This window comes from bacterium (assembly GCA_013360215.1).
In the GTDB taxonomy this organism is placed as follows: Bacteria; CLD3; CLD3; order SB21; family SB21; genus JABWCP01.
The window spans coordinates 28,821-41,064 of the sequence record JABWCP010000005.1 but is presented as its reverse complement, the minus strand read 5'-3'; the positions used below and the strand labels follow the sequence as shown (position 1 = coordinate 41,064).

General features: G+C 43.7%; 10 protein-coding genes. 2 read left to right on the top strand and 8 right to left on the bottom strand.

The window, feature by feature from the left end; genetic code table 11:
* Positions 1 to 78: 78 nt before the first annotated feature.
* Positions 79 to 684, top strand: coding sequence for a superoxide dismutase (locus tag HUU58_04735; GenBank protein NUN44969.1), 606 nt, complete (start codon positions 79 to 81; stop codon positions 682 to 684).
* A 33-nt stretch (positions 685 to 717) separates the two neighbouring features.
* Positions 718 to 1,290, top strand: a complete 573-nt coding sequence (locus tag HUU58_04730) for an NADH-quinone oxidoreductase subunit B (protein ID NUN44968.1) — start codon at positions 718 to 720, stop codon at positions 1,288 to 1,290.
* 72 nt (positions 1,291 to 1,362) lie between these two features.
* Here the strand turns inward: HUU58_04730 and HUU58_04725 are convergent, their stop codons facing one another.
* The 8 genes from HUU58_04725 to HUU58_04690 form a co-directional block, all read right to left on the bottom strand.
* Complete coding sequence (locus tag HUU58_04725; protein ID NUN44967.1) at positions 1,363 to 3,546, bottom strand: RNA-binding transcriptional accessory protein; 2,184 nt, start codon at positions 3,544 to 3,546, stop codon at positions 1,363 to 1,365.
* Positions 3,547 to 3,653: 107 nt separating this feature from the next.
* Positions 3,654 to 4,766: a hypothetical protein gene (locus tag HUU58_04720; protein ID NUN44966.1), complete on the bottom strand. Its 1,113-nt coding sequence runs from the start codon at positions 4,764 to 4,766 to the stop codon at positions 3,654 to 3,656.
* Positions 4,763 to 5,695: a DUF4249 family protein gene (locus HUU58_04715; GenBank protein ID NUN44965.1), complete on the bottom strand. Its 933-nt coding sequence runs from the start codon at positions 5,693 to 5,695 to the stop codon at positions 4,763 to 4,765. Before HUU58_04715 ends, HUU58_04720 begins: the two co-directional genes overlap by 4 nt.
* 2 nt (positions 5,696 to 5,697) lie before the next feature.
* Complete coding sequence (locus tag HUU58_04710) at positions 5,698 to 8,268, bottom strand: TonB-dependent receptor (protein ID NUN44964.1); 2,571 nt, start codon at positions 8,266 to 8,268, stop codon at positions 5,698 to 5,700.
* Positions 8,269 to 8,425: 157 nt separating this feature from the next.
* Positions 8,426 to 9,382 (bottom strand): FecR domain-containing protein, encoded by a 957-nt coding sequence (locus HUU58_04705; protein ID NUN44963.1) that lies wholly within the window; start codon positions 9,380 to 9,382, stop codon positions 8,426 to 8,428.
* Between the two features lie 2 nt (positions 9,383 to 9,384).
* On the bottom strand, positions 9,385 to 9,810 hold the full coding sequence (locus HUU58_04700) for a hypothetical protein (GenBank protein NUN44962.1): 426 nt from the start codon (positions 9,808 to 9,810) through the stop codon (positions 9,385 to 9,387).
* A gap of 126 nt (positions 9,811 to 9,936) precedes the next feature.
* Positions 9,937 to 10,473: an RNA polymerase sigma-70 factor gene (locus HUU58_04695; GenBank protein ID NUN44961.1), complete on the bottom strand. Its 537-nt coding sequence runs from the start codon at positions 10,471 to 10,473 to the stop codon at positions 9,937 to 9,939.
* A 139-nt stretch (positions 10,474 to 10,612) separates the two neighbouring features.
* Positions 10,613 to 12,166 carry a hypothetical protein gene (locus HUU58_04690; GenBank protein ID NUN44960.1) on the bottom strand — a complete coding sequence of 518 codons (1,554 nt, stop codon included), beginning with the start codon at positions 12,164 to 12,166 and terminating at the stop codon, positions 10,613 to 10,615.
* Between the last annotated feature and the right edge of the window lie 78 nt (positions 12,167 to 12,244).

Below are 12,244 nucleotides of genomic sequence, written 5' to 3'. Positions count from 1 at the left end.
CATGGAAAAACATTGCAAAATAAGGTGATTTTGATTAGTATTGACCAGTAAAAAAAACAAGCTCAAGGAGAATATACAATGGCTTTTACACTTCCCTCGCTTCCGTACGCACATGATGCGTTGGAACCTCATTTTGATAAGATGACTATGGAAATCCACCATGGCAAACACCACACTGCCTATGTAACCAATCTCAATAACGCGGTGGCCGGTAAGCCTGAAGAAAATCTGAGTATCGAAGAAATCTGTAAAAATATTTCCAAATACCCTGTCGCCGTACGCAATAATGGCGGCGGACATTTTAATCACTCGCTTTTTTGGACGGTTCTTGGTCCCAATGCAGGCGGTGAACCGACGGGCGCATTAGCGGATGCGATCAAATTAGCATTCGGTTCGTTTGCCGATTTCAAAACTCAATTTGCAAATGCCGGTGCGACACGCTTTGGTTCCGGTTGGACATGGCTCATCGTAAAGGAAGGCAAATTGGCGATATGCTCTACCCCCAATCAAGATAATCCGTTAATGGATATTGCCGAAGTTAAAGGTGCGCCTATATTGGGATTAGACGTGTGGGAACACGCGTACTATCTTAAATATCAAAACCGTCGTCCGGATTATATCACCGCGTTTTGGAATGTGGTTAACTGGAACAAAGTTGCCGAAAACTTCGCGAACGCCAAATAAGTTTTAGATTTTCGAAAAAAGGAAACATCCTTTATGGATCTCACGAAAGAACTCAAAGATAATGTGCTTCTGACGACCGTCGAAGCCGTTTATGACTGGGGCCGCCGCAATTCACTTTGGCCGATGCCTTTCGGTACAGCATGTTGTGCGATCGAAATGATGGCGACGCTCGGACCGCGCTATGATATGTCGCGATTCGGGTCGGAAGCTATCCGTTTTTCACCGCGTCAGGCTGATTTGATGATTGTTTCCGGCCGTGTCTCGATCAAGATGATGCCTGTGCTCAAACGCATCTGGGATCAAATGCCTGAACCTAAATGGTGTATTTCGATGGGCGCTTGCGCTTCGACCGGAGGTTTTTTTAACACCTACACGCTCATTCAAGGTGTTGATCAGTTTATCCCAGTGGATGTATATGTGCCGGGGTGTCCGCCACGTCCTGAAGGTTTGATCGAAGGCGTGATGAAAATTCAAAAACTTATTGCCAAACGCGAAGCGGCTTACGCACGCGATATCAAAGATGACGGTATGTATGGCGATGATAAAGTCGGTATCGCAGGTCGTGGTAAAGATCTGGTAGCGGAAATAGCGACAGGCAAATTCTGAAATTTACGATTTAATATAAAAAGGCTGCTTCAAACGAAGCAGCCTTTTTTATTTTGCAAAAGCAATGTTGGTCTAATAACTGCGTGATGCTTCTTTCATGCTGAGTTGAACGCGTCCCTTTTTGAGATCAACGCTCATTACTTTTACATCCACCACATCGCCGACAGCCACCACCTCCATCGGGTTTTTAACATACTTATTGGATAAATGGCTGATATGTACCAATCCGTCCTGCTTAACCCCGATATCCACGAAAGCGCCAAAATCAACGACATTGCGAACTGTACCTTTGAGTATCATGCCTTCGCGCAGGTCCTCCATTTTTAATACATCGGATTTGAAAATGGGTTTTGGCATTTCTTCACGCGGATCACGACCCGGTTTTTTAAGATTGTCTAAAATGTCTTTGAGTGTAGGAACACCGACTCCGACTTCCCCGGCGATATTTTCAAAAGACATTTTTGCATTACGTAGTTGCAGTTCAAGCAGGCTTCCGGCTGTTGACGGGTCGACGATATTGAATTTTTTGAGCAGCTTTTGTGTGGCGTCATACGATTCCGGGTGAATGGACGTATTATCTAGCGGATTATCGCCGTCCGGAATACGTAAAAATCCTGCGCATTGCTGATATGCGGCCGGACCGATACCGGTCACATCCATAAGTTGTTCACGGCGTGAGAATTTTCCATTTTTATCCCGATGTGCGATGATGGATTGGGCTGTTTTGGATGAGAGGCCGGATACGTACGTCAGAAGAGCAGCGGAGGCTGTGTTAAGATTAACGCCGACGTAGTTTACAGCAGACTCCACGACATGTGTAAGCTGTTCGGCCAAACGTTTTTGGTTGACATCATGCTGATACTGGCCGACTCCGATGGATTTGGGGTCAATTTTGACCAATTCGGCCAAGGGGTCCAGAAGTCGCCGCGCGATGGAAATATTGCCCCGTTGCGAGGCCTCAAGATCAGGAAATTCTTGTTGTGCAATTTTTGAAGCCGAATAAACCGAAGCGCCGGCTTCCGATACGATCGTATACACGAGTTCCAGATGAGGATCTTCTTTTTTGAGATCGGTGATCAGATCGGCAACGAGAGATTCCGTTTCGCGGGACGCGGTGCCGTTCCCGATTGCAATGACGGTCACCTCATATTTTCTGATGAATTGTTTCAAAACGCGCTTTGAGCCCAAGGTGTCTTTTTGCGGTTCATGCGGATAGATGGTTTCGCCCTCAAGGTATTTTCCGGTTTCATCAATGACAGCGACTTTGCATCCCGTCCTAAATCCGGGATCAATGCCCATGATGATTTTGCCTTTGGTGGGAGCTTGGAGAAGTAGGTTTCGCGCATTACTTCCGAATACTTCGATCGCATGTTCTTCGGACTTTTCGGTAAACTCGCCGCGGATTTCACGTTCAATGGAAGGTGCGATCAAACGGAAATAACTTTCTTTGATGGCTTCGATAACCTGATCACGAAAAATAGATTTTTGTTTTTTAACGTGGCGATATCCGATGATGTTGCAACAGGCTTCTTCGTCAACCGTGATTTTGATGCGGAGTTTTTCTTCGCGCTCACCGCGGTTGGTAGCCAAGATACGATGCGGAGGCATTTTGGCGATCGGCTCGCTAAATGTATGATACATTTCATATTCGTTTTCGGGGTCTTCTTTCACTTCAGACACGAGGATGCCGTTCTCACGTGTAAACTCGCGCACATCTTTTCTTACATCCGCATCTTCGCTGATGATCTCGGCGATGATATCGCGTGCGCCTTGCAACGCTTCGTCGACGGTCGTAACTCCTTTTTCGGGATTGATGAAGGGTTGGGCATATTCGTCTAGGGTGCCGCTTGTAATCTCTTGTGCAAGGATTTGGAAAGCGAGCGGTTCGAGGCCTTTTTCTTTGGCGATAATACCTTTGGTACGACGTTTTGGTTTATACGGCAGATACAAATCTTCGACTTCTTGAAGCATTGTAGCGGCTACGATACGCGCTTTGAGTTCGTCGGTAAGTTTACCTTGTTCTTCGATAGACTTGAGTACGACTTCTTTACGTGCTTCCAGTGCGCGATAGTATGTCATCTTATCCTGTATATCCCGGATTTGATTTTCGTCCATACCGCCGGTTACTTCTTTTCGGTAGCGTGCGATAAAAGGAACGGTGTTTTCCAGGTCAAGCAACTGGGTGGTTGAAGTGACGTGTTGGACGGGGATATTGAGTTCTTTGGCAACGAGACGCAGAATTTCCTGTTCGGACATGCGATCAAAACTCCTGATTAAGAAATGGAAAATACGCCTGATAATTTTAAAATGATTATTTTCGGCGGGCAATAATACGAGAGTGAAAGAAGAAATTCAAGGCGGTATCAATCGAACGCTAAATAATTTCCGTATGCGTCTACTTTATAGACCATAACGGTCGGTAGTCCCGTCGAACTCTGATAAGTTGTCCCCATAATAAGATACGCGCCATTTCCGGTAGGTCGCACTCTGTAGTGGGTAAAATCATTCAAATCGGGAACGATATACGAATCAATCCACGATCCATCGTTCATAATCCTCATAAATAAAAGTTTACTAGTACCGCTCCACCGTCCTACCAGCACTAACTCACCGGCAACCAGGCTCTCTAACGCGTAAAAATCTGACGTGCCGTTTAATGGGATGGTATCCAACGGTGTTATAACGCCATCTTGATCCATCACACTAATGGTCAAACGATCAAATCTATACTTGTATTGATTATAGAGCAGACCGGTAATTCGATAATCTTGATTTGCGATTTTGCATATCAGTGGCTGAGCTAGTGTTGAAAGTTCCGTTGTCCAAAGTACGTTACCAAACTCATCAAAAGATGACATAAAATATGACGTATTATCCGTATTAAAATAACTCACGAATACGCGATCATCCACGACATAAAGGGTAGTATAATTCCTCGATATTTCCTTCTCCCACAAAATGTCGCCATCGTCATCCAGTTTGCCGATTTTGTTTTTAAACGAATCTGCTGTTGCTGCTCTTATCATATAGCCGCCGCTGTTCAGTTTATACATAGACGTGTATGCTGTTTGTACAAACTGCTTTTGATTAATCACATTTCCGGTAGTGTCTACTTGCATGAAAAGTGGATTTGAACCAACTCTTGTGGGATTCAAAACGAAGGTAAAAACACCATTGTTATAATCTAATTCGTTTGCTACCCCGTAATAAGCAGGTAATTGTTTTTGGAAACGAATAGTTCCGTCAGGAGCAAATCCAGTCAAGCTTGAACGGTTAAGATCATAGTGGTCGCAAAGAATAGCGATATTACCATCGCTATACGGAGCTATTTCGACTGGCCTTGTGGCGGCAGAGCCGGGGTCCCATTCAAAGTGAGGCACCTGTTGATCGTCGTTGGATTGATTCTTTTCTTCACTGCAAGCTGTCCAATATAGGCAAAGACATGCCATGATAACGATACGGCGTAAAGTGCTCATCGTGTCCTCATTTCTGATTTGACATGGACGGTTATCGGTCGTTCATGCCTTGTGGCGGCACTAAAATACCCGTATCCACCGCGGATGTTAGATTTGTGATTATCCTTATAGTTAATGAAATTTCGGTCTATGGCGGTAATACGGAGTTGTGATGTATAAACAAACTCCCTTTCCGAATCGATATTGAAGCCGCTCCATGTCCAGGGGTTATCCGGCTTATTATAAATGCCTCTATAGCTAGTAGAATCCCAGTGATCAAATAATACTAACGATGAATACGTGATCCATTTTTCGGCCTGAAATAATTTTGAGTTTGGTATGAAAAATTCTTGATCAGATTCTTTAAGATACGATGTATCAGAACCAATCTCCCAATAGTAGGCTTCAGCGCCAATAACATCACTCCAATCAAATCGTATTTTGGGAGAACGAAGGTAATATAGCGGCGTCAAAACAGGATAAGGATATCCGGAGACGACTCGGCGGACTGTATCCATTTCTATCGCGACAGAAAAGCTATCGGGAGTTATTTCCGGATCAGGAATCGGTACACCCGGAAGCGTACATTCTGCGCTTATGCGCAGGCCGTCCACGGCTCGAACTTCGAGTCGATAGATGGAGCCGGGGAAATATTTTAACACTCCTGCTGTATCTATATAGCGCCCTGGTATCACTTCCGAAAGTCTAATGCTCTGCGAATCACTCGTAATGGTAACCTCGGCATTGGATTCCAAAGTCAGAAGTTCTTCGGGTATAAATTCTTGATAGTTTTCCTGGCTGTAGGCGCGCGTTACTATGACCGTTGCATTTTCGGAGGCATACGGCATCAAGACACCAAAAGCACCCAGAAATTCATTGGAGTGATTTGAATTACATGCGGCACTCAGTGAAATAGCAAACATCAGTATTATTGTCGATTTTTTTCTCATAACTAGAACTCGAAAAATGCTCCGAAACTTGGCAAAATAGGAACTCCGTAACCTTTTCGTTTGGAATAATACAAGCGGCGAGGATCAGGTTCATTAGTGATCACACTTCCACTGGTAGCATAATCATAAAACAAAGGGTTGTTGGAGTAATACGTGTTGATAATGGAAACATAAGGTTTTAATGTCCATGCGTTAAATCGGATCGTTTTAACTAAGCTAATGTCGAGACGATGATAGAAGGGGTATCGGTCGTAAAACTCCAAGTGATCTAAATTTTTTTGCCCAAATTCATACGCATATGGCGATGTTCCAACACTACCATCGAACAGATTAATGTCAACAAAAGCGCCATAAAACTCCGTCGGTCGGTAGGCACGACCTGAAGCTAGAACCCATCGTGCATCCACAGTCCAGTTTTTTGGCAAGCGATAACTGAAGAGTAAATTTAATGTATGACGCTGATCATAGTTAGTGACATATGTCTTTTGGTCAAATGTGCGTGTAACCCAGGCTAAAGAATAATCGGCCTCAAAACTCATTTTATTGCCTATTCGCCGGTAGGTGATTTCTAATCCGTATGCGTCACCGACGCCTTCATCAAAGTGAAGGCTATCCGATGAGCGGTCTTTTCGGTAAAGACGATTAAAATGTTTGAAATAGATATCTGCCGTCAGCCTAATGTTGGGATTTGGAAAAAATTCACCACCTGCAATGATGTGAGTTGCTTTTTCAACCTGATTTTCAGTGGAGAAAGGCACTTCTAAAAAACCGATATAGCCGCGCTCGCGCGCAGTAAAAAGAGACTGATAATATATGCCGGCGCTTCCTTTGAGCGCTAGTTTGGGCGAGACATCATACCGAATCGCCGTACGCGGGCTTATCAATAGAGATCGTTTGTTGCTTGAAAAATGTTCTATTCGAATACCCGGTTTGATCGTCCAGTCACCTTTTTTCCACATGTCTTCGATATAAAATGCGAGATTAGTTGTGCGACGCTGATAACGAAAGCTGTCCGGCGCAAAATCGTAAAACACTTGTACATAATGCGGTGGTGCGTTAAAGTTTTTCCAGTAATAGGACATTTCGATCAAGTTAAGTGAAACGCCCAGATACATACTGTGTTCATTTAACCATTCCCATTGTGTATCCCATGCGAACCCTCGATCTACGATATAGTTTCGCGTATCAAAAGGACGCTTTTCCTGTAATGCATTAAGGCTATCTGTCCGCCGACGGATCGAATCTGGCGCACCGCTGTCATACCCGTAATAGAGGTCTTCATCCAGTTTGATTGTAGCTTTGGATTGACTGATCGTAACTCGCGATCGGAAAAGATCTCCCGCCTGCCAGTCCCAATAAATAGCAGCATTTAAATTTCCCCAGCCATAGTCAAGGCGGCCGACGCTATACATAGGTAACTTCCGACTGACATTAAATTCGTTGAAGACATATTCATAATCCCTGTGCTTTGAAAAAAATTTATCTTGGCTGAAAAATAATGAAGTTCCAAATTCGTGCAGTGTATTCGGACGGTACACTACTTTGCTCAGTCCGTCATAAAAAGAATAAGGGATTGATTCCGGAGCTATTTTTAACCATACCGCCGCTTTGGTGGCAAAATCTAAATAGGTCCGACGCAAAGAAACGAGGTAATACCAATGTTTGTTGGGTTGACCATCCATCGTGATTTTGGAACTGAGCAAACTGACATTACCCGTGGCCGAGAACTTATTTGGTGAAGCCGATTTAGTGCGTACATCAATTACAGAGCTCAGACGATTGCCGTATTGTGCTGAAAAACCACCGGTGGAAAAGTTCACTTGTTCGATAGCGTCAGTATTAAATATACCGGCTATACCGAAAAGGTGATATGGTTGATATACAATAGCGCGATCCATTGTGATTAGATTTTGATCCGGGGTTCCTCCGCGCACATACAGTTCGTTGGATAGATCGTTGGGAGCGGTGACGCCGGGTAGTGTTTGCAAGGTTCTAAAAAGATCAGGCTCAAGAACGCTCGGTGTTGAGTTGATTTTTCGGTGATCAATAACGATGACGCTGGGTTGAACGCGCAATTTGGGATCACTGACACGCCATGTTTCCCTTTCACCAAAGACGATAGTGGAGTCCAATCGAATGTCGCTGGGTTCGAGACGTATCGTATCCAGAGAGATTTCTTGAGATGAAAGATGCAACGCCTTGTCCAAAGGCAAATAACCTAATGCTGTTATACGGAGTGTGTAATCCCCGTAAGGAATGTGCTGAACTACAGCTTGGCCATGTGCATCGCTCAATGCCCCGCGACGACTACCGGAGATTGTTACGTTGGCAAAATAAATCCCCTCTGACGTACGTGCATCAACGATCGTTAGGCGAACAGATGTGAACTGACCTGAAGCTTCTTGCTTTTTTGTGTCGTCTTCATACAAAACGATAATATTTTTTCCGATGCGTTTGTATGCGAGTGGTTTACCGATCAATATATACTCTAAGGATTGTTGCAAATCATCGCCTTTGATCGGAGTACGGACAGTATATTTTGCTATGGTCTGGTCAACATATGAAAATCGCACATGGTACCGTAACTCCAATTCTGCGACGGCTTGTTTGAGAGATATGGCACTTTGAGCAGAGGAAGAAGCAATCTCCTTCTCCTGAGCAAAAGTTAGATAAATCGTGTAAAAAAAAGCTACAAAAAAGACCCGATAGAAGTTCATGAAGTAATAAAATTTATTTTTTAAGTTTTAAAAAAAAAGTAGAATCATTGACGATTGTGGTTTCAAAACCGGCGGATAATCCTAATTGTGTTAAAGCGCTAAGACTGGATGAACCGTGGATCAATCCGGTGAAAGTGCGTTTGGTATCTATGCTATCCATAGTAATGGTTAGTCCATAGGTGATCTCCCAATCGTTTAAGATCGAATAAATCGGCGCTGATTGATAGTTCCATATTCCTTGCGACCATCCTGCGACTAGCACCGTATCTATAGAATACGGCATAGAAAAATGCCCCCGATGCATACTTACGGCGAGACCCGGCGTCAGAATCGTATTTTCTGAACTGTTCCTTGCGTTTACGCGTACCTTTCCGGATGAACAGACGACTTCTGAGCGGTCTGCACGATCCCTTATATTAAATTTGGTTCCCAAAACCTCCACATTCAGGTTTTCAGCAGTGACATTAAAAGGTTGTTTCATTTTTTGCACTTCAAAATACACTTCGCCATGCATAGTGACGCTGCGCGTTAACGGCCATCGCCAGGAGTTATAGCGAATTGAAGATAGCCCATTGAGTCTTGCTATAGAGCCGTCGGGTAATACGATTTCGGTTTGTTGTGCTTTTGAAGTTGTTATTTCTCTGTAAGCGAATTGAGATTCCAACCCAAAGTAGATGACAATGCTTGCGGCTATGGTTGCAGCCCATTGCGTTGTGTTTCTAACCCACCTTCGTGAAACCTGTTTGGATGTTGTTGCTTCAGCGATAGCACTCCACATGCGCTCGGAGGAAGCCTTTGGGATCTCTAAGGATTTTTGTGACCAATGAATTTTTGTTAATTCATTGAAAAACTCTTGCCGATGGTTGTTGTTTTTTTGCCATAGCTCAAATTCTTTTTTTTCTTCGTCGGTCAATGCACCCGCGATCCAACGGCCGATAAAGCCGTCTTGGTGATAGTAATTTTCACTCATGGTTATTCATTTTGTTTAATATAGATTTCTATGCTCCATGAGGTATCGTCGGATTCGATTAGCTTTAGTGAATCTCCGGCAATAGAATATCCCAATGAATTGACTTCGCCACGATCATCAACATAAAATCGACCTCCATTGGTGTACCAATGCATCATGTCTTCGCCGGCTTCTTCACCGTCTTCGTAACGCTGATTAAAAAAAGTACCGTTTGCGTAAAACGTAATTACGGATGAATCTCCGGATATACCAAGCCGTTCGATTTCTGTAGGTGCACTATCCATGCTGCCTTCGCCGTGTCGGGATTCCTGCCAAATCCATGTTCCCAAAAATGCGGCATCGTGTTCTTTTGTTTCTTTATCTTTACAGCTAGCCAGTGCAAAGAAAGTGGATACAATAAATATGTACGAAAGAAAATCCCTTTTCATGTTATCCTCCTGATTAGTAAATTAAACAACCTCCAAAGACCATACACTTTAAACAAGACAAACCCTTAGTCAGAAGTAAAAAATTTTACAAATTTGTTTTTAATGAGGATAAGTGTCGGAAATGGGTCAGGGTTTTAATGTAGCCCGCAATTGCTTCAAAGCTCTACCTATGTGTGCTTCGACCGTTTTAACACTAATGGAAAGGCGTTCGGAGATTTCTGAATATGATAAGTCATCATAGCGACTCATCATGAATACGATACGTGCTTGTTCGGGCAATTTTTGAATCGCAGCATTAAGTAGTTGTTCAAATTCTTTTTTCTCCAAAACAGACAGAGGTGTTTCTTCGTGCGGTTGGGTATCAGGATCTTCGATTCCCTCACCGGTACGAATTGTATGACGACGTATACTGTTGAGAGTAAGATTAACGGCTATCGTATAGAGATAGGATTTGATGGATAAATCTTCTCGAAGATTGATTCGATTTTCCCACAATCGAATAAAAACATCCTGCACAATATCTTCAGATAGTGCCCTATTGTAGGTTTTATAGAACACAAAATGATAAAGAGGGCGATGGAAAAAATCAAATAACGTACGAAAAGCCAGAGTATCAGAGTTGCGAATTTTTTTGGTTAAGAGATGAATTTCCTCGGTGGTCATACCCCTGTAGAGTTTCCCTTGTTTTCATGAGACGAGAATAATATATCACAACATGAGAAAGCGGTCAATAAACAAAAGGGTACAGAATCTTTTTCGTCTTCCTCCGTACTCCATATTATTTGTATTGCTCAGGCATCGACTAGAAACGAATTCCGACCAATCCACCCCACCAAGCACGAATCGTGGTATGCTTATAATCCCAATTGTAGGCATTCGTCGGTGCCGAAAAACCGTTTTCAGCACGCGATACCCATACATTGGCTGATGCCCCGGCATACACGGATAGGTGTTTATGTAATTTAATCGTAGGTGTGATTTTTAATGTGTTTACCATGTTGAGTCGGTGTTCCCAAAATTTATCTTTATTGTGTTGGTGGGTCGTAGCCTCGATAGCGAGTGATAAACGCCGATCGGGCCAAACTATTGCGCCTATACCGCCGCCCAGAGCCCATTGTGCAGGTTCACGAAGTTGGCGAACGGCTACATCATATATCGTGTACATATATTTGCTGCCGTGAGTATAAGAAAAATGGTTGAAACCGCGCTCGGTGTGCGCTAAACGTCCGTGATGTTGCCCGTTGCGAATAAAATTGAGTAAACCCAGCGCAATCCCGTTGTTCTCGTCTGCAAAATTAAACAGTCCTATTTGTGCGCCATGGACTTGTTTTGCGCGATTGACCAATGCGATCTGAATTCCGTGTACATGACCGGCTTCATTGACCGAAGCAAGTTGCAATCCGCGTACATTTTCGGCATGATTATACCCCGCACCGATTTGTAACCCGGAATGATCTTTTTTGGATATATTGACTGCACCGATCTGAAGACCGTTCGTTTGGTCTGCAATGTTGACGGTCGCGATTTGAACGCCGGACAAATCACCTGTTTGATTGGAACCTCCGGCGATCTGTAGACCGCGTGCATGAAGATACGCGCGATTTCCTCCGCCGGCGATTTGTAATCCGTTGACATACATCCGGTCGTAATTTCCGATAATCCCTACTTCAACACCCTCAATGCTTACAAGGCGATTAGAAATGATGTTGATCGAAATTGCATGCAGCGGCACGGGCACGTAAGCCGGTTCGATGCGTGTTGTGGGAGCGAAATCCATGCCCAAGAATTCACTACGAACGCTTCGGTTTTTCAAGTCTTGCGGCTCCGTTTTTTCAGCGGTTACGCTTTGCGCTTCGGTTTGTGGCGATATGGGTGCTGGCGTCACGACTGAAGGAGATGTTTCATTTTTAACGGTGGTTACGGTGGTATCGGCCGGTAATGAATCGTCTTCGTGGTCGCCGGATTTTTGTTCACCATCCAAAGTTTTATTCAGGGCACTCAGCGCTTCACCGGCACGTGATCTTCCGGCTTGCAAACGCGCTTGCGCCGTAGCTTCAATGTTGCTGTTGGTTTTTGGTTTTTTAAATAGCGTTATTTCTTTTGTTCCGATAAAACGGTAGGTGAGATCCGTTTGAGCAAAAACATAATCCAATTGGCGATTGAGTTTATCGGATTCGGAAGGTGTATTGACGCGAACATTTTGTACTAAAGCCGGTACATAAGAGAAAACAACATTATGTTTTTTTTCAATACCTTTCAATACATCACTGAGCGGTTTTTTATCACCATCGCCGGCTTGAAGTGATGAAAAAACAAATAATAAATTGATTAAACATAGCGTTATAAATCGACACATAACTTCCCTCGTTTTTTGTTCTCTTCTAAGTATAGGTAACCATCTATTCATGACGGATGTCTTTTGTAAATCGGAATT

Bases quoted from the DNA above. Each gene is read 5' to 3' on its own strand.
- HUU58_04735 (NUN44969.1), top strand. From the start codon at position 79: ATGGCTTTTACACTTCCCTCGCTTCCGTACGCACATGATGCGTTGGAA.
- HUU58_04730 (NUN44968.1), top strand. From the start codon at position 718: ATGGATCTCACGAAAGAACTCAAAGATAATGTGCTTCTGACGACCGTC.
- HUU58_04725 (NUN44967.1), bottom strand. From the start codon at position 3,546: ATGTCCGAACAGGAAATTCTGCGTCTCGTTGCCAAAGAACTCAATATC.
- HUU58_04720 (NUN44966.1), bottom strand. From the start codon at position 4,766: ATGAGCACTTTACGCCGTATCGTTATCATGGCATGTCTTTGCCTATAT.
- HUU58_04715 (NUN44965.1), bottom strand. From the start codon at position 5,695: ATGAGAAAAAAATCGACAATAATACTGATGTTTGCTATTTCACTGAGT.
- HUU58_04705 (NUN44963.1), bottom strand. From the start codon at position 9,382: ATGAGTGAAAATTACTATCACCAAGACGGCTTTATCGGCCGTTGGATC.
- HUU58_04700 (NUN44962.1), bottom strand. From the start codon at position 9,810: ATGAAAAGGGATTTTCTTTCGTACATATTTATTGTATCCACTTTCTTT.
- HUU58_04695 (NUN44961.1), bottom strand. From the start codon at position 10,473: ATGACCACCGAGGAAATTCATCTCTTAACCAAAAAAATTCGCAACTCT.
- HUU58_04690 (NUN44960.1), bottom strand. From the start codon at position 12,166: ATGTGTCGATTTATAACGCTATGTTTAATCAATTTATTATTTGTTTTT.